Origin of the sequence: Roseivirga seohaensis, from assembly GCF_001592945.1 — a bacterium.
GTDB lineage: Bacteria > Bacteroidota > Bacteroidia > Cytophagales > Cyclobacteriaceae > Roseivirga > Roseivirga seohaensis.
Map to the genome: position 1 here is coordinate 77,276 of NZ_LRPB01000002.1, position 21,808 is coordinate 99,083.

Annotated in this window: 19 protein-coding genes and 1 tRNA gene; 9 read left to right on the forward strand and 11 right to left on the reverse strand. The window is 39.8% G+C overall.

The window, feature by feature from the left end; genetic code table 11:
• Positions 1–29: 29 nt before the first annotated feature.
• The 4 genes from AWW67_RS01385 to AWW67_RS01400 are packed head-to-tail and all read right to left on the reverse strand — an operon-like array spanning position 30 to position 5,139.
• Entirely contained in the window at positions 30–992 is a 963-nt protein-coding gene (locus tag AWW67_RS01385) for a FecR family protein (RefSeq protein ID WP_062299710.1), read from the reverse strand.
• Positions 993–1,046: 54 nt separating this feature from the next.
• Positions 1,047–3,680, reverse strand: coding sequence for a carboxypeptidase-like regulatory domain-containing protein (locus AWW67_RS01390; RefSeq protein ID WP_062299711.1), 2,634 nt, complete (start codon positions 3,678–3,680; stop codon positions 1,047–1,049).
• Between the two features lie 48 nt (positions 3,681–3,728).
• On the reverse strand, positions 3,729–4,634 hold the full coding sequence (locus tag AWW67_RS01395) for a FecR family protein (RefSeq protein ID WP_062299713.1): 906 nt from the start codon (positions 4,632–4,634) through the stop codon (positions 3,729–3,731).
• Positions 4,635–4,647: 13 nt separating this feature from the next.
• The gene (locus AWW67_RS01400; RefSeq protein WP_062299714.1) at positions 4,648–5,139 is read right to left on the reverse strand and encodes an RNA polymerase sigma-70 factor; all 492 of its coding nucleotides are present in this window, start codon (positions 5,137–5,139) and stop codon (positions 4,648–4,650) included.
• A gap of 164 nt (positions 5,140–5,303) precedes the next feature.
• Here AWW67_RS01400 and AWW67_RS01405 point away from each other — a divergent pair.
• Positions 5,304–5,378: transfer RNA gene (locus AWW67_RS01405), tRNA-Val, on the forward strand.
• A gap of 156 nt (positions 5,379–5,534) precedes the next feature.
• Here AWW67_RS01405 and AWW67_RS01410 read toward each other — a convergent pair.
• From AWW67_RS01410 to AWW67_RS18940, 3 genes are all read right to left on the reverse strand, one after another.
• Positions 5,535–6,017: an MgtC/SapB family protein gene (locus AWW67_RS01410; protein WP_062299717.1), complete on the reverse strand. Its 483-nt coding sequence runs from the start codon at positions 6,015–6,017 to the stop codon at positions 5,535–5,537.
• Between the two features lie 74 nt (positions 6,018–6,091).
• Entirely contained in the window at positions 6,092–7,060 is a 969-nt protein-coding gene (locus tag AWW67_RS01415; RefSeq protein WP_062299719.1) for an MBL fold metallo-hydrolase, read from the reverse strand.
• Between the two features lie 3 nt (positions 7,061–7,063).
• Positions 7,064–7,237 carry a hypothetical protein gene (locus AWW67_RS18940; RefSeq protein WP_176699979.1) on the reverse strand — a complete coding sequence of 58 codons (174 nt, stop codon included), beginning with the start codon at positions 7,235–7,237 and terminating at the stop codon, positions 7,064–7,066.
• 124 nt (positions 7,238–7,361) lie between these two features.
• Here AWW67_RS18940 and AWW67_RS01420 point away from each other — a divergent pair, with 124 nt between their 5' ends.
• The 5 genes from AWW67_RS01420 (at position 7,362) to AWW67_RS01440 (ending at position 11,388) form a co-directional block, all read left to right on the forward strand.
• Positions 7,362–7,928, forward strand: a complete 567-nt coding sequence (locus AWW67_RS01420) for an RNA polymerase sigma factor (protein ID WP_062299721.1) — start codon at positions 7,362–7,364, stop codon at positions 7,926–7,928.
• A gap of 17 nt (positions 7,929–7,945) precedes the next feature.
• Positions 7,946–8,821 carry a DUF4097 family beta strand repeat-containing protein gene (locus AWW67_RS01425; RefSeq protein ID WP_062299722.1) on the forward strand — a complete coding sequence of 292 codons (876 nt, stop codon included), beginning with the start codon at positions 7,946–7,948 and terminating at the stop codon, positions 8,819–8,821.
• A 5-nt stretch (positions 8,822–8,826) separates the two neighbouring features.
• The gene (locus tag AWW67_RS01430; RefSeq protein ID WP_062299724.1) at positions 8,827–9,624 is read left to right on the forward strand and encodes a HEAT repeat domain-containing protein; all 798 of its coding nucleotides are present in this window, start codon (positions 8,827–8,829) and stop codon (positions 9,622–9,624) included.
• Positions 9,625–9,649: 25 nt separating this feature from the next.
• Complete coding sequence (locus AWW67_RS01435; RefSeq protein ID WP_053224955.1) at positions 9,650–10,621, forward strand: DUF4097 family beta strand repeat-containing protein; 972 nt, start codon at positions 9,650–9,652, stop codon at positions 10,619–10,621.
• Positions 10,622–10,764: 143 nt separating this feature from the next.
• A complete protein-coding gene (locus AWW67_RS01440; protein WP_062299725.1) occupies positions 10,765–11,388 on the forward strand; it encodes a hypothetical protein in 624 nt (207 codons plus the stop codon).
• Between the two features lie 30 nt (positions 11,389–11,418).
• On the opposite strand, the gene AWW67_RS01445 is transcribed toward AWW67_RS01440, so the two are convergent.
• Positions 11,419–12,357: a carbon-nitrogen hydrolase family protein gene (locus AWW67_RS01445; protein ID WP_062299727.1), complete on the reverse strand. Its 939-nt coding sequence runs from the start codon at positions 12,355–12,357 to the stop codon at positions 11,419–11,421.
• A gap of 738 nt (positions 12,358–13,095) precedes the next feature.
• Here AWW67_RS01445 and AWW67_RS01450 point away from each other — a divergent pair.
• Complete coding sequence (locus tag AWW67_RS01450) at positions 13,096–13,629, forward strand: hypothetical protein (RefSeq protein ID WP_062299728.1); 534 nt, start codon at positions 13,096–13,098, stop codon at positions 13,627–13,629.
• Between the two features lie 259 nt (positions 13,630–13,888).
• On the opposite strand, the gene AWW67_RS01455 is transcribed toward AWW67_RS01450, so the two are convergent.
• From AWW67_RS01455 to AWW67_RS01465, 3 genes are all read right to left on the reverse strand, one after another.
• Positions 13,889–15,316 carry a flotillin family protein gene (locus AWW67_RS01455; protein WP_062299730.1) on the reverse strand — a complete coding sequence of 476 codons (1,428 nt, stop codon included), beginning with the start codon at positions 15,314–15,316 and terminating at the stop codon, positions 13,889–13,891.
• Between the two features lie 10 nt (positions 15,317–15,326).
• A complete protein-coding gene (locus AWW67_RS01460) occupies positions 15,327–15,908 on the reverse strand; it encodes a hypothetical protein (RefSeq protein ID WP_062299732.1) in 582 nt (193 codons plus the stop codon).
• A gap of 118 nt (positions 15,909–16,026) precedes the next feature.
• Positions 16,027–16,794 (reverse strand): DUF6503 family protein, encoded by a 768-nt coding sequence (locus AWW67_RS01465; protein WP_071387024.1) that lies wholly within the window; start codon positions 16,792–16,794, stop codon positions 16,027–16,029.
• A 134-nt stretch (positions 16,795–16,928) separates the two neighbouring features.
• On the opposite strand from AWW67_RS01465, the gene AWW67_RS01470 reads away from it, so the two are divergent.
• Together AWW67_RS01470 and AWW67_RS01475 are read left to right on the forward strand one after the other, a co-directional pair.
• A complete protein-coding gene (locus AWW67_RS01470; RefSeq protein WP_062299735.1) occupies positions 16,929–17,240 on the forward strand; it encodes a DUF6660 family protein in 312 nt (103 codons plus the stop codon).
• A gap of 183 nt (positions 17,241–17,423) precedes the next feature.
• Positions 17,424–21,797, forward strand: coding sequence for a CusA/CzcA family heavy metal efflux RND transporter (locus AWW67_RS01475; RefSeq protein ID WP_062299736.1), 4,374 nt, complete (start codon positions 17,424–17,426; stop codon positions 21,795–21,797).
• Positions 21,798–21,808 lie beyond the last annotated feature (11 nt).

The window sequence follows — 21,808 nt, forward strand, 5'->3', positions numbered from 1 at the left end:
GCCACTTGTTAACATTCAGCGTTTAAACACTAAGGTGTCTGAACGCCTCTACTCATTATCTTCACTTTCTTCTCTTCAATTTTAAAATTGAGACCCATTGGGCTACAAACTAATTGAAGCGCTTCAGTTAAATTTTTGTTGTTGAAATAGCCTGTATAAGGCCTGTCTTGAATATCGTTTAAGTCAAATTCAAGACTTACATCATATTGCCTTTCTAATTCTTCAAAAACCTCCGATAGCATTACACTTTCAAAGTCGAAGTCGCCCCTTCTCCAATTATCTATATAAGAAGGGGAAATAGGTGCAACATTCTTAAATTTACCGCCTTTGGTGGCCAGAATTTGCCCTGGGGTAATTATTTGATAATCACCACTAGGCTTGATAATCACCTTTACTTTACCTGTTTTACAAGCTACTTCAAGAATATCTTTTCTTTCTTTAACATTAAAGCTAGTTCCTAAAACCACTACATCGCCAAGGTTGGTTTCAACGGTAAAGTCACTTCCTTTTTTCACTTCGAAAAAGGCTTCCCCACTTAACTCTAAAGTTCGTTCCTCCTGCCATTGCCTTTCCGAGAATGAAATTTTTGAGCCCGCGTTCAAGTAAACGATTGAACTGTCGGGCAAGTAAACGGTTTGCACCTCAGCAAATGAGGTTGCTATAATTGTTTGATTGGTACTTGTTGAGGATTGTTTGAAAATGAAAAATGCGCCAATGGCTAAGATTAATGAAGCCGCAATTCCCATCCAGTACGACCTGTAAAGTGGAATTACTTTTTGAGATTTTTCTTCTGAAATCTTTTTTTCAAGTTCGGCCCAAGCGTTATGCTTGGTTTTTTTACTAGGTGCATCAAAACCACTCGTTTTACTCAAAGCTTTGAGTAAAACCGAATCTGAGTCAATTGAATGCGCTTTTTGAAGAAATTCCTCCGTAGAAATTTCACCATTAAGCCACGCTGACTCGTGTTGATTAGTGTTTTGGTTTTGGTGCATTTGGGGATAATACACGTGTATAAACACATACCCTACCTTAAGGTCTAGAAAAAATTAAAAATAAAGGTTGAGAAATATCGATGGGGTGAAGTCAAGTAATACAATATCTCTATAAAGTTCACTTGGTTCTTCTCTGTTGTTAATTGCGCGTTCTATGGCGCTAACATTTAACCTTCGGTTCTGAATGTTTTTATGGTTGTAGGCATTGAGTATTGAAATGCCAAAGTCTCCTCTAACGTCTTCATTTTCAAATTTTAGGGCTGCAGAAATATCTAGCCTATGGTAAGTTGGTAGTCGTTCTACTGTTTTATTCAGGTTTAGAATTTCGTAATTAATTGCTGTGCCCCCATTGTCTCGAATAAAGTTGAGTTCAGGTTTGAAAAATGGCCTTCCGCTACCATATAGAAAAGTAGCAGACACATTGAATTTTTTAAACTCCAACACGTTAACAAATTTCGCCTCGTTACGCTGGTCTAACCTCGATGGAATACTTTGTCCATCATTAATCTGAGGATAAATACTACTCGATTTACTACGCGTATAGGATAACCAGCCGTGGTATGGCCCTACTTTTTTCTGGATCAGTACATCAAGGCCTCTGATTTTTTCTTCACCAACAGATTCTGTCACTAAGGGTTGAGTGTCATTTGGCATGTTTTGGTCAAACATGTGTGAAACTGTATACTCTACCAAGCCAGAAACATTTTTTTGGTAATACTCCATGTCTACCATAAAGCCATTCTTCGAGTAGTTTATTCCGCCAATCAAGTGCTCAGAGTTTAAGGCGCCAAATGCAGTGTTGCATGCTAAATTCCATCCATCCTGAAGGTTAGAGCGAGGGTCGTCATAGAGTACTTGTCTGGCCAGTTGGTAATATTGGCCATTCGATAATTTTAGTTTTATTGAAGGACTAATCTGATAGGTCAAGCCTAGTCGTCTGCCAAAGTAGTTTTTGTGAGTTAGGTTTGTAGCGGTATATCTGAAGCCCGCATTAAGTCGCAGTTTTTTATTAAGTCGCAGTTCATCTGAGGCATAAAGGGCGAAAATGCCACCCGATTGCTCGCGTTCCCCAAAAGGTAGTTGTATTTGCTCGTCAATGGTTACATCATTAATGGTGGTTATAGCCGACACGTTTAGGCCAAAATCGAGATGGTGCCTTTCTTTGAACTTAAGTTCATTTTTATAATTGATTTGAAAGTCTGATACATCATTGAGTCGTGTGGCACTATATGCATTTGTAACCTGACTGTTTTCATTTCGCTCTTCGCTTTCAAAAAGGTAATCGAAGTTATGTCCTGAGTACGCCACCTGAAAACTTGAGTAGTAATTTTTGCTCCAGTTTCTAGACCAAATGCCGCCTATACCAAGGTTTCCCCATTCTGCGATTTCGTCTGTATTTTCCGTTATTATACTCGTTCCAGAGCCTGTAATTTGATCGAAGTCGGTATAGAGTTCATCTCTGCCCCAGTACAACGAAAAACTGGCAATATCTCTTTTTGAGATGTTGTAGGTGGTTTTCAGGTTGACATCATAAAAATGGAAATTTGGTCTAAGCGAATTGTCATTTCCTTGGTCATCTACTTGGTTTGAGTTTTCTCGGTAGTTTTTGTAAAGCTTCTTAAATAGGCTACTTCTGATCACGTCAGTATAGGCTCTTCTTGTACTAAAGTGTATGGCACCTTTGCCTTCGTTTAAAGGAGCGTTTATGCTCATTCGTGCACTTAAAAGGTTTATTCCGAAAGAATATTCTGGTTTATTAAAGTTCCCAGATTTGCCAGTGATGTCTACTACTCCAGAAATTCGGCCACCATATTTTGGCCCAAAGCCCCCTTTGTATACTTGAATATCTCGAACTGCATCAGGGTTAATGGCGCTAAATACCCCAAAAAAATGATCGAGTCGATAAATAGTAAATCCGTCTAATAACACAAGATTTTGGCTTGATGGGCTATTTCGAATGCTAAGTTCTGATGAAGTTTCGTCTGTACCGCTAATTCCTGGCAACAGTTGCAATGACCTGAAAATATCTAATTCTCCTAAACTCGGTAGCGATGAGAGACTGTTTGGGTCTATAGAGATTTGGCTGATTTCTTCTCCATACTGAATTGTGTTGTCAGACCTAAGGTCAACAACCGTGAACTCAGCTAAATCTACAGTATTTTCGGCCATAGAAATACGGAGCGTCTGTTTGGATTTATTAGGGTCTAGTTTTACCGTGTTCTTTTTGTAGCCCAAATAAGTTACTTCTATTGTAGAGGTGTCGGTAGGTACCTGACTCAAAGAAAAGAAACCGTCTTTATTCGATATGGTTCCTCTGTTCTCTCCCGCTACTCTAATCAATGCATTTGGCAACATTTCGCCAGTTTGAGCATCTTGAATCATTCCAAAAACGGTCAGATCGAATAAGCTTGGTGTTTGAAGGTCAATATTAATTTGACCAGGTGTGAGAATTATTTTACCATTAAGTACTTGATAGTTTATTCCTTTTGAAGGAAGGATTTCATCAAGGAAAGCAGATAAAGACCTGTTGGTAAATTGGCCATCTATATTAATTCCAGTAACAAGGGCGTCATCATACGCTATTTTAACATCGTACTTATTTTTTAAAATGCGAATAACCTTAGATAATGAAGTCTGTTTGAATGTTTCATTAATAGAAATATCTGGTAGGGCTTGCGAGTAAAGCAAGCTATTTACAAATAGAAATAGGAGGAGGTAGATTATTTTTCGCACTACTTATTCTACAGTTACCTCTTTGTTGTTAATCTCGAAATCTAAGCCCATTGGCACAAAAACCAACTGCAGGGCTTCTTTTAAGTTGGTTCGACTGAAGAATCCGCTATAATATCTTTCTGCAATATCTGTTTTCACTTTTATTTTTATATCAAACTGTCTTTCCATTTCCTCTATTACCATTTTAAGAGGAGCGGTGTCAAAGTAGAAATCACCTGACCTCCAAGTAGCAATTTTGTCAATGTTGAATTCGCTTAAAATTAGCTTTTTATCCTTGAGAGTTACTTTTTGGCCGGGCTTTAGCTCAACTTGCTGGCCATTTGAAGTGACTAAAACCATGCCCGTAGAACACTCCACACTAAAATTTGAGCCTCTCGAAAAAACATTAAAGCTAGTTCCTAGTACTTGAACCGTTCCATTACTGGTCTCTACTAAAAATTCAGATCCTTCCGTAACCTCGAAAAAGGCCTCTCCTTCGAGCTTTACAACTCGTTTGTCATACCATGTTTGAGGATTGTAAGTAGAATAAGAAGACGAGTTTAATGTTAAACTTGAACCAATCGGTAAGATCATTCTTTCTACTTTTCCAAGTTCAGCTTTGTTGCGAACCATTTGGTTTTCACCTAATGGATTATAAAGGGTGAGATAACCAGCAATCAACATGGCTGCAATACCAGTGAACCATGCAACCCACTGACTTACTTTTTCCCTTGGTGGAATTAGAGCGCGTTCGTTATCTTCTTTTTGTTCTTCAATATTGCCTAATAACTGATTCCAGGCTTGATCTTTTGATTTCCCAATAGGCACAGCAAGGTTCGAGGAAAAAGCCATGGCCTTTTCTAGTTCTTCTCGTTCTTGGTCAGATGTTTTGGTGTAAAACCAATCCTCAATCGGGTCGTTGTGCTTCACAAATTCAATATAGTTAAATTTTGCGATTCACTTTATCCCGAAGAAAAGATAGTGCGCCATGCATTCGTTTTTCAACGGCTTTCACGCTTAGTTCTAATCTTTCGGCAATTTCTTTGTAGGTCAATTCATCAATGCGGTTCATTAAAAAAACATCCCTTTGTTTTTCGGGCATGGCCGCAATGGTTTGTTCGAGTTGCTGTTTAAACTCCTTTTCTTCTAATGCATATTGCGGTGATTGTTCATTAAAGCGGTCTTTGTTCTTTTCAGCGAAAGTGAACACTACTTTGTCATGTCGAAACTTGTTGAGCAGCATATTGCTCGCAATGGTATAGAGATAGCTTTTTACGGTTTCTTGATTGATCTCCTCGCGCTTGTCCCAAAGTTTCATAAAGACATCCTGAGTGAGGTCTTCAGCCAAATCAACATCTCCCGACTTGTAGTAGAGGAAATTCTTGATCGGGGTGTAATAGAGATCGAATATTTGTTTGAACTCTACAAGCGTCATGTTTTGGTGCGTTCTAGTTTAAGACCCGTGCGAAGTTAATTAAAATATGTGTTTTAAGGTGTTTAAGCCAGTTTTTTGATAGAATGAAAAATATTTCAATTTTATTTTGCTCTAGTGTTTGCAATAATGAAAACCCGTATTACCTTTGCATTCCCAATCAGAAAGGGCGCTTAGCTCAGTTGGTTCAGAGCACCTCGTTTACACCGAGGGGGTCGGGGGTTCGAATCCCTCAGCGCCCACTAAAAGGCAGTCAGAAATGGCTGTCTTTTTTTGTTTTTATGCACTGTGTTTATATTCTATATTCCCCTTCGGTAAATCGCTACTATGTTGGCGAAACTGCTTTTGTATCAGGTCGTTTGGAGAATTGAAAGGTTCTTGGTTACTGACAAATAACCTTAATCAGGTACTTTGTCTTCCCCTAAGTTATCAGTGATTTTTTCTTTTACCCTGGTGAAGGAGTAGTTAATGATTAAAATAATAAACGTGATGCCAACTGCGATAATGTACTTATGTAAAGCGGTGGCAATGCCAATTCCAAGGCAGTAAAGTAAGGTGGCCGCAGTAGTTAGTCCTTTTACTTTATCGTTGTTTTGCTTAATGATAGTTCCAGCACCAATAAAACTAATTCCAACAACAAGGGCTTGCAAAATTCTTATAGGGTCTGCTTTAACTGCTTCGTGAAGTTCATAATTATGAATAAAATCGACCAAGGGTAGCGATAACGAAACAATTAAACAGCTAAAGCCACCAACAATCATATTGGTTCTGAGGCCAGCAGGTTTATCTCGGCTTTCGCGCTCATAACCTACAATACCACAAAGTACTGTGGCAATAACAACGCTCAATAATATTTCTAATTCCTGATGATCAATCTCCATATTGTTTGAATTTCTACGCTTAAGGGGCTAGAAAAACAACTAAGGAGTATTATAGATTGTTGTGATCGATGTTATTAAAACTCCATGATTTGTCCTTCATAAGCAATCTTAAAACCTTTCTCTCTAACCAATTTCGATTCATCATTATCGCTGAAGTTCAGTGGATTGGTATGGTTAAAATGAATGAAATAAACTTTTGCCTTGTCTTCATCCGATAGTTTGCCAAACAAGCTCATACTTTCCTCAACAAAGGGATGTGGTATTTCACTCATGTCGCGCCCAGGTATTTCGCCATTTTTAAAGAAAGAAGCATCTAGTAGTGCCATGTCGCTTTTTCGAATTACTTCAATAATGTCTTGATTCCATTTACTCCACTTGTCAATATCTGGAATGAAAATGATGGACTTATCCTTGACTCTAATTTCGTAACCAACAGTTTCTGAAAACTCATCCCGGTGTGGAACGGTAAAAGGTGTAACGGAAACACTACTGTTCAATTGAATGGTAATGCTATCCTGTTGAGGTTTGATTTCAATATTATTTAAATCAACCAACTGGCTCCATGGCCCATTTTCTTCCAAGAAAGCCTTCATTTTGGGCATAGCATAAACAGGAACCCCCGAAGTGCCCATCACTTCTCTGCCTAAATGAATGAGCCCAGTGTAATGGCCAATATGCGCATGTGTTAAGAAAATTCCATCTAAAGGGTAATTGTTGGTTTGGGAAACATCATCCAACATTTGCAGCTGAAGTTTAAAATCAGGGGTAGCTTCAAATAACCAACGCTGTTTGGTGGTGGGATCAACAAGACCAAGCGCCACTGCATTCTTTGGTCGTGCCGTTCTTTCCTTTATTAATTCCCATTCTTGTTTTTGACCGGCCTGTGGGTAACCAGCATCTTGTGCGACACCCAAAACCACAAGAAAAGGATTATCGGTAGGGACTTCTCTTTGGTTATTCGTTTCGCTACAAGCAGTGAATAGGAATAAAAAAAGAGCCAAAAGAGGCTCAATTTTTAAGGTTGAATTTGGTGCTATTTTCATGGCTTAGCTTCCACAGCCTACACATTCAAAAGATGAATCCATAGGTTTTACCCCATTCAGTTTCATCGTTAAATTGTGTATTTGATCCTTAATGTCCATGTCTTTAAACATGTCTCCAGTAAGCTGCGCTGTCAGCGCTTGAATTTCTTGTTCTAGGCTTTCTTTTGTTATTTCCATTGTTCTTTTATGCTTAGGGCATTTGAATATAGGGCATATCTGAATAAAAACAAAAAAGTGTACCTTGACTTGTAACCTTTCTAAAAAGCTTAGGTTTCCCCCATTGAATTCTTAAAAAAGACGATTGGATTCTCTCTCTGACAACGCGTTAATGCTACAAGTAAAAGAAGGGCAGCTCGATAAACTCGGGTTGTTGTTCGAGCGATATAACAAGAGCCTGTATGGCTTTTTCTATCGCTTAACCCTTGACCGTGAGGTGAGTGAAGACTTAGTGCAAAATGTATTTCTGCGAATGATGAAATACAAACACAGCTACAAAGGAGACGGTCAGTTTAAAACCTGGATGTACCATATGGCCCGAAATCTTTTTGCCGACCACTACCGGAAAAACAAAAAGATGGGCTATAAAGAAGATGTAGAGGTGACTGATAAATATTTCAGAAATGAGAGTAATGCAGAGTCGAATAGAATTCAAAGGGAGGAAATGGATTTGCTGCAGCATGCCATGAATCAACTGACTTTCGAAAAGAAGGAAGTGCTTATTCTCAGTAAGTATCAAGAAATGCGATATAAAGACATTGCCGACTTACTGGGAATTACTGAAAGTGCGGTGAAGGTGCGAATCTTCAGGGCATTGAAGGATTTAAAAATGGTCTATATGCAGTTGGAGGCAGCTCCTTCTGCGCAATGAAACAACAAAATAGCTGAATGATGAAAGTGATAAAGTGTATGGTTTTGCTTGTGGCATTTTTGCCGGCCCTGATGGTTAAGGGGCAAAGCGAAACGGAAACAGTAAAGAAGAGCTTTACGGTGAAAAATGAAAAGGCAACATGGTTTGCTGTGTGCAATATTGAAGGAGATATTGAAGTAGAAGCACATGATGGCAACACCATAGAAATTGAAGTAGAGAAACAAATTTCAGGAAACCAATCAGAGATTAAACAAGGAATGGAAGAGGTGAAACTTGATTTTGCTCAAGGCGATGGTTTTGTGCGAGCCCGATTCACTACACCGAACAATCAAGTGAGAGAAAAGGATGACCCTTTGGCTTGCGGCTGGGACTGGAACCAAGATCGAGAACGAGTTAATTACAGGGTAAGGCTTGACTACAAAGTGAAAGTACCCAGAAACATTAGCGTAAAAATCTCTACTGTGAATAAGAGCGACCTCTACATTAAAGGTGTGAAAGGTGAAGTTTATGCCAATAATGTAAATGGAGATGTAAGGCTGATTGATGTAGAAAGCAATACCAAAGCCAGTACAGTAAACGGTAAAATAGAAGTGAATTACCTAAAAATGCCAACCGAGTTTGCTGAGTTCCAAACGGTGAATGGGGAGATTGAAATATTTGCTCCAGCTAATTTGGGTGCCATTTACAACTTCGAAAGTCAATGGGGAGAGGTGTACAGTGATTTCGAGTTTTCTCAAAAGATATCACCAAAACTAGTGGCCAATAAGGGCGAGCGCGGAGGTACAAAATATAAGATTGACAACTCCAATAGCTACCAAGTAGGAAACGGAGGGCCAGAGTTCTCATTCAAAACACTGAACGGAGATATTAGGGTGATGAAAGCTAAAAAGTAAATAAGATGGAAGAAATATATATGTCAATGATTACAGAGTTTATTGATGGCACACTTTCGCCTGAAAGGGAAAAGGAATTCCAACAATACGTTCGAGAAGGGCATATTGATATGGCTGAGGTAGAGGAAATGGCGAAACTTCAAGGAGTAATGCTGAACTCGTCCACCCCCGAACCTTCGTCTGCTTTGAAAGAAAACTTCTACCAAATGCTGAATGAGGCACAGGAAAAACAGCCTCAAGCCAATAATGGGTCTTCCTTATTAGAAAAAATAAAGAGTTTCCTTTTCGCTAACCAGTATGGCAGAATGGCCTTTGGCATTGGCCTGTTAGTTATCGGTCTTTTCTTCGGAACAACTTTGGGAAATAGCTCATATAAGGAGGAACTCTCAGACTTGAATGGTCAGATGGTGGAGATGCGAGAAATGATGATGATGGCCATGTTGGAAAAAGAATCAGTTTCGGACAGATTGAAAGGCGTGCAAATGTCGTCTCAGCTTTCTTCTTCCAATCAAAAAGTCATCGATGCACTTTTTCTTACCCTCAATAGCGACCCCAGTACGAATGTGCGGATTGCTGCCTTGAATACACTGGCAGAGTTTGCCAATGACCCTAAAGTAAGAGAAGGATTGGTGAACAGTATTTCAAAACAAAAGTCGCCTTTAATGCAAGTGAACTTGGCCGAATTGATGGTGAAGCTACAAGAAACAAAAGCGAAGGATGAACTGAACTCTATTCTGGAAAATGATCAAACGCCAGAAGATGTAAAAATGACGCTCAAAGCGAGCATTGAAAAAATTATTTAATCAAAGACTCAAAAGAACAAGTAATATGAAAAAGGTAAGTGTAATACTGTTAATGATTTTATCAGCTTTTAGCATGAATGCTCAAAAGGATAAGGTAGATGCAAAAATGAAGGTTAAAGTAACTCCAGATCTAAAGATGACGATGGGGCCAGATTTTGAAATTGATCTTGGTGCGCATATTGAGCAAGCCATGAGCAGCATCGAGGGCATATTTGAAATGAACTTTGGAGATGAAGAAGGGGCATGGAAAGAAGCGTACCAGCAAGACACCGAGGAACTTGAAATTCCTTTAAGCAAGCCGGGGGAGAAAGGAAAACTACAAGTTGAATCACATAATGGAACTGTTAAGATTTCAGCTTATTCGGGGCCTACGGTTAAGGTTAAAATGATAAAGTACAGTAAAAAGGTAGAACGTGAATCTAATGAAAATGGCATGCGCTTGTTGAGTAGCGGAGGATTTAATGTGGAAGCTGAAGAGCGAAATAACACTGTGAGAGTAGAAACAGAAGGCTGGAATAATCGAGTTGACTTTGAGATTCAGGTACCGACAAATTTTAGCCTTGAGGTAAAAACCTATAACAACGGAGCCATTGAAGTTGAGGGCGTAAATGGCGAGCACAGCATAGAAAGTTATAATGGGCCTATCACATTAAATAATGTAAGTGGTTCTGCGAGTGCTAGTACTTATAATGGAGAAGTAAAGGCTACTTTCAGTTCTGTTACTGCGAATGCACCAATGATTTTCACTACTTATAATGGCAATGTCGATTTGACCGTACCTGCTGGCACTAAGTTTAGCACGAGAATGAAAACCCATAGAGATATTTTTACTGATTTCGAAAATTTTGCTCTTCAAAAAACAACACCTAAAAAGAGTAAAGAAGGCAATGGTTATAAAGTTAAATATGAAGATTGGGTGGAAGGTAAACTCAATGGTGGCGGAGCCGAAGTAACCATGGAAACCAGAAACGGAAATATATATATCCGAAAAGGATAGCCGAAAAGAATAGTAATTTCAATCCTGTGAGTGTAAATTCACAGGATTTTTTTATTTTTACCTTCCTCAATTAATCTAAATACCGTCACATTCCTTTTTTCCATCGAGGAGAAATTGATTTTCCAAAACTAAAGTATGTACTGATGAAACGCACTGTAAAGATTTTTTTAATGTCACTCTTATGTGTAGTGTCTTTAAACCATGTTCTATCTGCCCAAAATGCAGATGCCTTGGTGACCAAACTGGCCAATAAGTATGGTAGTGTTCCTAATTACAAGCTCAATATTGTTTATGAAGCCAATAATGAGGACATGGGATTTAAAAATGTTCAGGAAGGAACACTGGTAGTAAAAGGTGATCAATATATTTTGAAATATGGGCCTAATGAAACTTGGCTAAACGATGGTAAAACGGAATATGTAGGAACCAAAGAGGAAGATCATTCCCAGATTCTATATTTCTGCCCTGGTAAGAACACAGAGGCTATTGTAGATTATGGCAACTTGTTGACTTTTTATGCCTATGAGCACAAAGCAACAATGGACGGAAACATGATTAAGTTAGTGCCTACTACTACTAGGCCGTATACAGAATTACACTTGACGGTGGATGGTGACAACCTCACTAAGATTTCAGCCATTGATAGCATGGGAACTGTTTATACATACTCACTTTCTGGTTTCAGCACTAGCATTGGTGATCCTAAGTTTGTTATCAATAAATGGGAATATGCTGAGACAATTGACGAGCGAAAGGATTGTAAGTAGCTTGCCCTAAAAGAGATATAAAAGACCGATTTATTTCGGTCTTTTTTTGTTTACAGTCAGCTCAAAAACATCGTGGCGCTGATAATGCCCGGTTACATCCAAAGCCAATCGTTCTTCATAACATTTGTTAAGGTCTACTTCTGCAGTGAATATACCTTCAACACCCCATTGAGGAGCTAAAATGGTTTCTCCACTTGGCCCAAAAATACAGCTGCCACCATTCAAAATCATATATTCGGGTTTGCCTTCAAATTCTGGGGGAAGTTTAAGCTCAGAAGGAATGTCTTTCACCCGCATAATTTGGCCAACACCAACTGCAAAACAACGGCCTTCAAAAGCGTATGAACGTGTAGCCACCTGAAGCATGTCGTGCACTTTTGGCCAAACTGCCACGTGGATATGCTCGCCCGAATTATGCATGGTTTGGCGTGTTAGTGGCATCCAATGCTCCCAGCAAATCAATCCACCAATTCTACCAAAAGAAGTGTCTACAGCTTGTAATCCTGCACCATCACCATGGCCATAAAGTAATCTTTCCGTATGCGTTGGCATAAGTTTTCGGTGATGGTTGGCCAGTTCTCCTTTTTCATTCCAAGTGAGAAGGCTGTTGTAAATTGTGCCATTTCCAATTCCCGAACCTACTTTTTCATTGATACCCATCACTACCACTACGCCTAACTCTTTGGCCCATTCCCCAATTTGTTTTACCTCAGGCCCATTTACATCTAAACTATGTGCATGTGTTCTGGCGAAAACGGTTTTCGTAGCGGGGAAGTCCCAACGGGCGTACTCATCGCAGTAGTCAATCCAAGCGGGGTAGCCAGTAAACCAAGTTTCTCCAAAAGTGACAAGCTGAGCCCCTTTGGCAGCAGCTTCTCTTAAAAGTGCTTCCACCTTTTGCATGGATTTCTCAACGTTTAGGTATTCTGGTGCAGCCTGTACAACTCCGATGGTTACTTTCTTATTCATGCTGCCATATTACACAATCGCTGAATAAAATGTAAGAGTGGATCATTGGAAAGGAAAAGGTTACTATTAGTTTTTATCATGTTGTCATTCAGTTGACTAAGAATAAGGTTGGCAAGATGCCAAAACGCTAATTGTCACTCGGCACAGCCGAGCGACTGTTAGGATGTTTACGCTCAGAACAACAGTCGCTCGCTTGTAGCGAGTGACGGATGTCTTTTAATGCCTTGGGGCTTATATTAACTAAATAGTTGGCAAAATTCCGACAAACTATCTTATCACCCGGCACAGCCGAGCGACTGTTCTGCAATAAAAAAGTCAAGCCTTTCGACTTGACTTTTGATCTTATTGTTAACCGATGTGACTAGTTGGACTATCACTCGGCATAGCCTAGCGATTGTGGCTGTGATAATGCTCAGAACTCAGTCGCTCGCTTGCAGCGAGTGACCGATAGCTTTTAAAGCCTTGGGGCTTATATTAACTAAATAGTTGGCAAAATTCCGACAAACTATCTTATCACTCGGCACAGCCGAGCGATTGTTCTGCATAAAAAAAGTCAAGCCTTTCGACTTGACTTTTGATCTTATTGTTAACCGATGTGACTAGTTAGACTATCACTCGGCAAAGCCTAGCGACTGTTAAAATATTAATGCTCAGAACTCAGTCGCTCGCTTGAAGCGAGTGACGGGTAGTTTTTAAAGCTAGGGTTTATTATATTCAAAGAATACTTTGATTAAATCTATGTCAGAATTAAGGAAGTCGAATACTGATCTGCCCTACTTTATTACACTAACCGTTGTAGATTGGATTGATATATTTACTAGGCAGGCCTATTGCGATAAAACTGTTGAGAGCCTTAACTTTTGTATTAAGAATAAAGGTTTGATAGTTTTTGAATATGTAATTATGCCCAGTCATATTAATATGATTGCTCAATCTTTAGATGGAAATTTGAATTTCATATTACGTGATTTTAAGAGCTTTACTGCAAAACAAATCATAAAGGAAATAGGAGAGAATCAGCAATATGAGAGTCGTTCGAAATGGCTTTTGCATATGTTTGAGTTCAATGCGAAATACTATCGGCAGAATGCAAAATATATGTTCTGGCAAAAAACTAACTACCCAATCGAACTTAATTCTGCCCATATTCAATACCAGAAAACTGAATACATTCGAAATAACCCTGTTGAAGCAGGCTTGGTGACGGATGGGGAGTTTTGGCAGTATTCAAGTGCAAACCCCAATTCACCACTGAGAACTAGCAGAATGTAATGTTGGCAAGATGCCAAAACGCTAATTGTCACTCGGCACAGCCGAGCGACTGTGGCAGTGGGTATGTTCAGAGTAGCAGTCGCTCGCTTGCAGCGAGTGACCTATAGCTTTTAAAGCCTTAGCCGGGGCTTATATTAACTAAATAGTTGGCAAAATTCCGACAAACTATCTTATCACCCGGCACAGCCGAGCGATTGTTCTGCATAAAAAAAGTCAAGCCTTTCGACTTGACTTTTGATCTTATTGTTAACCGATGTGACTAGTTAGACTCTTCTTCAGTTTTTCCTTTTGACTTAATTTCTTCAGCCATTTCCTGAATTTCGTCAACATTTTTACCTTTCAAATATTCAGGTAATTGCATTCCAGCCATATTAAACATCTCTTGTAAAGGAGGTACTGATTTGTAAAGTCCAGAAATAAAATTGGCTGTTGAGTTTTTGCCATCAGTAGTGTTACCGCCTTCCCAAACAGTTACTTTATCAATCTTAATGTTCTTGATGGCTTCGGTTTGTAGTCTCACGAGCTCAGGTAGTTTGTCAGCAACTAATAGAAGTACAGCATCTCTTGAGTTTTCGCCAGCGGCTTTCACAATTTGCTCTAAACCTTGAGCTTGTTTAGTAAGTACTTCATAAATACCTTTTGCTTCGGCTTGTTTCATATAGAGAATTGCATCTGCTTCACCTCGCGCTTTTCTTCTAATCATTTCCGCTTCAGCTTCAGCGGCAATTTCTACTCGCTGCTTATCAATTTGAGCTGGGATTACAACATCAGCGGTTTGACTTGATTTATCTCTTTCTGCTCTGGCGTTTTCTGCTTGTTGTTCTGCAGCGTAGGCTTCTTCTAAGGCTCTGGCTGCCTGTACTTTTTCAGCAGCAGTAGCAATTTTTCTAGCTTCAGCTTCTTTTTCTAAACGAAGTGCATCGGACTGAGCTACTTTAATTTTTGCTAAGTTTTCTCCCTCAACGGCACTTGCGTCAGCTGCTGCTACTTGAGTACGTTGATCTTGGTGTGCGTTGGCCTGGCCAATCAAACCATCACGGTCTTTTTCGGCTACGCTTTTAATTGCATCGTTAATGGCTTTTGCTGCGGCTTCTTTACCTAACGCTTCAATATAACCCGACTCATCCTTAATGTCGGTTACGTTTACGTTGATCAGCTTTAAACCAATTTTTTTCAATTCCGCTTCAACATTAGAAGCTACATTGGCCAAGAATTTATCTCTGTTAGAGTTAATTTCTTCAATATCCATAGTAGCAACCACCAAACGCAACTGACCGAAAATAATGTCTTTGGCTAGGTCATGAATGTTTTGTTGAGAAAGGCCTAAAAGTCTTTCGGCAGCATTGGTCATTACACCTTCTTCGGTAGAAATACCCACTGTAAACCTTGAAGGAACGTCTACACGAATGTTTTGTCTACTTAGTGCATTGGTAAGATTGACCTCAATAGAAATAGGAGTGAGGTCTAGAAAGGCATAGTCTTGGATGACAGGCCAAACAAATGCCGCACCTCCATGGATACACTTTGCAGAGCGGCCAGTATCGGTACCTGCATTGTTTCCTACTCTTCCGTAGACTACTAGAATTCTATCTGAAGGACATCTTTTGTACCTCTTAAAGAGGCCAATCAGCATAACAAAGATAAAGACCGCTACAACGGCAATTAAAATGATAAAAGTTTCGCTCATATTGATTAGGTTAATTTTTAGACACTAAAAGTATATTGTTGTTGATGACGTCTTTTACGTTGACAACCGAGCCCATTGGGATGTCTATTTCGTCATCGGTTATGGCTTCTAGCTCTCTTAAAGAGCCCTGCACCTTAATCAATACTCTACCTACATTACCTCTTTCTGCTGAGATACGCATATACACTTCACCAATTCCGCCTTTTGCGTTATTGATATTCATGGTGCCGCTGTCGGTTAGTTTACTGAAAAAGTAGAAAAGTGAGGCCATTATGGTCATCATAATTAGGCCTGATACTGTAGCGATGATTAGCGTTGTAAGGCCGCTATAGCCCGAATCTATTGATGCAATTCCTGCCCAAGAAAAAATGGTAAAGAAACCAATAAAGTTTTTTAGGGTGAAAAACTGGAAGCCCGCACCGCCATCATTGTCTACGTCAAAATCTGGGTCTCCATCAACATCTACTTCACCTCCCACAAAGGTCAAGATCATTTGGATAATGAAAATGATGGAAAATGGAATGGCCAAACCCCAATAAATTTTATGGGTAGTTTCAAGGGTATCCCACCATTCTGAAAAATTAAAAGACATAGCAATAGAATTATATGTCTTAAATTATTGATTTATTTTTTTAGTGTATTCAGCTTTTTGTCGAGGTGGTTTAAAACTTATGGTGAAAGGTTAGTTGGGAGGTTAACCACTTTCAACTTTACTTATTGAGCGTAAACTTTACATCTTCATTTATAATCTCAGAAAGCACTTCAAGTTCGCCAGCATTATACAGTTCTGCTATATTCATAATGTCCATGCGCTCATCTTCGGGCTTTAAATTTACGTAGTCTTGAATCAGAACTCCATCAACTCTTCGTGCATTAATTGCTTCGCGAAAACGCATTCCTCCTCCATCGGTATGGTATAAATAGGCCAAATAGTCCATGCTATAGTCTTCTTTATCGAACCAATAAAGAAATACATCATCAAAATCTTCACCGCCACCTTCTTGGGCAAAAGTGACTTTTACCTCGTAATAGGTTTTGCCCTTCATTTCTTTTTCGCCCACATAAGTTTTATTTACCGCGGCATCATTTAACCCAAAGGGTAATCGAAAAAAGTATATCACGGAGTTAACAGAACGGGTATAAGCAGCTCTTTTCTCTTCAGTAATTTCTGTGGTGTCGCCATCAGTTAGCCTTACCAAACCATTATTATTCATTACATCGAAAACAGTTTGGCCAATACTGTCGGTTTGGGTGCGGGTGTATTCGAAAATACCTTTATGGTTGGTATAGGTATAGTCAATATTTCTAAAGGTGAGTGAAAACTCGGCATCGTTTAGGCCTTCCATACCATGAAATGCAATGGCTTTATCTACAATTTCTTGAACTTTAGATTTGGGGTCAGCTTTCTCCGTTTTTTGTGGCGAAGAACAAGCCATGACAAAGGCAGATAGAAGTAGGGCAGATGTTTTAAGGTTCATTTATTTAATATTATGAATGGACTTACGGCTAAGATATAACAAAGTTAGTGATCTCAGCCTGAATCCATACATCTGGTAATTTACCTGACCTTTGCAATCCAGTTGCACATGCTTTTGCCCTACATTTGCATTTAATGAAACTTATAACGCTCTTTTTGGCGCTTACCATTTTCGGGTTGTCTACTTTCCCTTGTGGGGATGGAGCGCCTGTAAGCGGAGAAGTACAAATAGAAGCTTCCGTTTCATACCTGGAGCTAACAGCTGCCCCATTGCCTCACTTAGATTTATGTTCTCCGTTTTGCAGTTGCCATTGCTGTCATACCCATATGGCTACTTCAATTGTAGCTGGTTTTGTATTTGAAAAGCCTTCAATATTTTATCAAGAAGGTGTTAGTAAGGGTGTGGTAGCGCCTGATTTTGGCTTTTTTCAACCACCCAAGCTTTAGCATTTCATATCGATTTTATGTTTCTACATACAGTAGTGTGGTAGAGGCATACTTCAAATTTCATTAAGAATTTTTCAAATTTTTGAGCAGTAATCTATTGTCTTGGTTAAAACAAGGCTGATTATCGGCATGCCCGATTTTCATTAGATCCATTCGCTCAAAGCAAATCATCAATGTAAAAGCATGGATAAACTCATTTCATTTTCCATAAAGAATAAGCTGATCATTGGGTTGTTTACCCTAGGTCTGATTATTTGGGGTGGTTATTCATTAACTCAACTCCCCATAGATGCAGTGCCCGACATCACAAACAATCAGGTGCAAGTCATTACTACTTCCCCAGCTTTAGCAGCAGAAGAAGTAGAAAGGCTAATTACTTTTCCTATTGAAATTACAATGGCCACCATACCTCAAATTGAAGAAATAAGATCTTTTTCAAGGTTTGGTCTTTCAGTAGTTACTATTGTTTTCGAAGAGAAAGTAGATGTTTATTGGGCACGGCAACAAGTAAACGAACGACTGGTTGAAGCCCAAGAGCAAATTCCTGCTGGGGCTGGAACGCCAAGTATGGCACCAGTAACCACGGGTTTGGGCGAAATTTATCAGTATGTGGTAGAGCCTAAGCCTGGTTATGAAGATAAATATGACGCCAGAGAATTACGCAGTATTCAAGACTGGATAGTGCGAAGACAACTGCTGGGGACACCCGGAGTTGCTGATGTAAGTAGTTTTGGTGGCTACTTAAAGCAGTTTGAAATTGCTATTGATCCAGACCGCTTGAAAAGCATGAATGTTTCCATTGCCGAAATTTTTAAGGCACTGGAAGACAATAACCAAAACACGGGCGGTGCTTATATAGAAAAGAACGAAACAGCACTTTTTATTCGAAGTGAGGGGTTGGTGAATGATTTGGATGACATTCGGAGCATCCTCATTAAGAACAACAATGAAGGAATTCCAATCCTTATTAAGGATGCCGCAAAGGTACAACTAGGAAGTGCGGTGCGCTACGGAGCAACAACTCGCAATGGTGAAGGCGAGGTGGTCAGTGCTATTGTTATGATGCTGAAAGGTGAAAATTCGGCAGAAGTAATCAAGAATGTTAAAAATAGGATTACCGAAATTGAAAAAACACTTCCAGAAGGTGTAGAGATTAGACCTTTTTTGGATCGAAGTAAATTAGTAGATCATGCCATTGGCACTGTGACCAAGAATCTTATTGAAGGAGCCTTAATTGTAATTTTCATTCTCCTTTTGCTGCTTGGCAATTTTAGGGCAGGCATTATTGTGGCTTCTGTAATTCCACTGGCTTTGCTCTTTGCTTTTTCCATGATGAACCTCTTTGGGGTATCGGGCAACCTGATGAGTTTAGGAGCTATTGATTTTGGTTTGATTGTAGACGGAGCGGTGATTATTGTAGAAGCCACAATGCACCATTTAACCAAGCTTAAGGTTAATCGAAAACTCACTCAGTTTGAAATGGATGATGAAGTTTACAAGGCCGCTAGTAAAATTAGAACCTCAGCTGCCTTTGGTGAAATCATAATCCTGATTGTATACTTACCAATTTTAGCATTGGTGGGAACAGAAGGTAAAATGTTTGGCCCAATGGCCCAAACCGTAGCTTTTGCTATTCTTGGAGCATTCATTCTTTCACTTACCTATGTGCCTATGATGTCGGCTTTGGTGATGAGTAAAAAGCCGAGCCAAAAGAAGAATGTTTCTGACCATATCATGGCTTTTCTACACAGACTTTACGATCCAGCGATTCGGTGGGTAATGCACAAACGCCCATTGATTATCGGCTTTTCTGTACTGTTGTTTTCGGCTTCATTATGGGTGTTTTCTAATATGGGAGGTGAATTTATTCCTACGTTGGAAGAAGGTGATTTTGCGGTTGAAACGAGAGTGTTAACGGGCAGTTCGCTTCAAACTACAATTGAGGCAACAACTCAAGCAGAGAAAATCCTTCTCGATCAATTTCCAGAAGTAGAACAAGTAGTGTCAAAAATTGGAGCAGGGGAAATTCCAACAGACCCAATGCCACCCGAAGCTGCCGATATGATGATCATTTTGAAAAACAAAGATGAATGGACTTCAGCCACGGACAGGGAGGAACTGGCCAATAAAATGGGAGAGGCCTTGGAGGTAATTCCCGGAGTAACTTTTGGTTTTCTTCAGCCCATTCAAATGCGCTTTAACGAATTAATGACTGGCGTTCGGCAAGATGTGGCCATTAAAATTTATGGTGAAGACTTAGACCAACTTTCAGCATATGCCAATCAAATTGGCGAGATCGCCAATACCGTTGAAGGTGCAGTGGATCTGTATATTGAAGAGGTTACTGGGGTTCCTCAAATCATAATTGACTATAAAAGAGACCAGTTGGCAAAATATGGTTTGAGCGTAAAAGAGGTTAATCAAACCGTACAGACAGCATTTGCTGGAGCCTCTGCAGGCGTGGTTTATGAAGGAGAGCAGCGCTACGATTTGGTTGTACGACTTGAGAAATCTAAACGTGAGAACCTATCGGATGTAAGCAATCTGTATATAAGCCGGGCAGATGGACATCAAATTCCACTTTATCAAGTGGCCGATGTGCAAGTAAAAGAAGGCCCTTATCAAATTCAACGAGATGATACACGCAGAAGAATCATTGTCGGTTTTAACGTAAGAAACCGTGATGTACAGAGCATAGTCACCGAAATTCAGGAAAAAGTAGACACCTCTGTTGAACTAGCAACGGGTTATACAATCACCTATGGAGGCCAGTTTGAGAATTTGGTTGAAGCCAAGAAGCGTCTAAGCCTGGCGGTTCCATTGGCTCTACTCTTAATTTTTGTGTTGCTATACTTTACGTTCCGTTCAGTAAAGCAGAGCCTTCTGATTTTTACCGCTATACCACTTTCAGCAATAGGCGGAATTTTTGCTTTATCCCTTAGAGGAATGCCTTTTAGTATTTCGGCCGGGGTTGGTTTCATTGCTCTTTTTGGGGTAGCAGTGCTCAACGGAATTGTATTGATTGCTGAGTTCAACAGCCTTAAAAAAGAAGGAGTTACCGATGTTTTTGAGCGAATTTATAAGGGTACATTCGTAAGGCTTCGCCCGGTAATTATGACGGCCTCTGTAGCTTCTTTGGGCTTTCTTCCAATGGCGCTTTCCAATACCTCGGGAGCCGAAGTACAAAAGCCACTCGCCACTGTAGTGATTGGCGGTTTGGTTACGGCCACCTTCCTTACTTTGGTAGTGCTGCCTATTTTGTATTACTATTTCGAACGAACGGTAAAAGTAAGAAGAAGTGCCGTGGCTTTGTTCTTTGTTCTAGGGCTTGGCATGTTATCACCTGTCAATATTCAAGCGCAAGAAAGACCATTGGTTTTTCCATCCGTTGACTCAGCCATAGCCACAGCCATTAAAAACAACCCAACTTTAAGAGCTGCCCAAATAGAAACACAAGAACAGCAAACCTTGCGCAAAGGCAGCTGGAATTTGTCGAAGACTAATTTTGGCTTAGAGTACGGCCAAACCAACAGTGATTTTAACAATGACAGCCGTATATCCGTCAGTCAGAGCTTTGCTTTTCCAACCCTATATACCAACCAAGGCAAATTGGCTGAGGCAAGAATAAAAGGTAGTGAATGGATGGAAACGGCTACCCAAAACGAACTGGTACAACGTGTTAAATCTACTTGGTTTGAATTGTGGAAGGAGAAAAACAAACGAGATTTACTGCTTGAGCAAGACCAAATTTATGAGCGTTTTGTGCGCGCAGCAGAACTACGTTTTAAAACAGGCGAAAGTAATTTGTTAGAGAAAGCTACGGCAGAAGCGCAAGTGGCAGAAATCAAAGTGCTGATTGCCCAAAATGAGGCCGATATTCAGATTTTAAAGCATCAGCTAAAAGCTTTACTCAATGTGTCGGAAGAAATTGAGATTGCTGAGGGTGATCTTGATCAGCGAAACATTGAAGCAGTACTAGCATCATCCCAAATTTCAAATAACCCCACCTTGGCTTGGTTTAAACAGCAAATAGAAATAGCTGAAAATGAAAAGCAGGTGGAGCGTTCAAGGATGTTGCCCGAAATCAACCTCGGCTATTTCAACCAATCGTTTAATGGGCCTGGCGAAACGCGTGCTGGTGTGCCTACCAACTTCAGTTCGAGCGATCGTTTTTCAGGGGTTCAAATTGGTCTTGGCATTTCACTTTTTGGAATGAAAGCGCAGCGTGCCAATGTAAAAGCTGCAGAGTTGAGAAAGGAACAGTCTGGTGCCTTACTCACTGCCAAAAGCAATGAACTACAGAGTCAGCTCAGCTCTCTTTTTCAACAATATCAAAAGGCATTAACAAGTCTTGAATATTACGAAAAGGAAGCTTTGCCACAATCGGAGCTTATTTTGAAGCAGGCACAAAGGGGATTTGAGAGCGGTGAAATTGGTTACGTAGAATACATTGACGGACTCAACAGAGCGCTTTCCATTGGTTTCAATCACTTAGAAATCCTTAATCAGTACAATCAAATTACTATTCAAATTGAATTCATTTCTGGGGTTCAATAATCAAAATATAT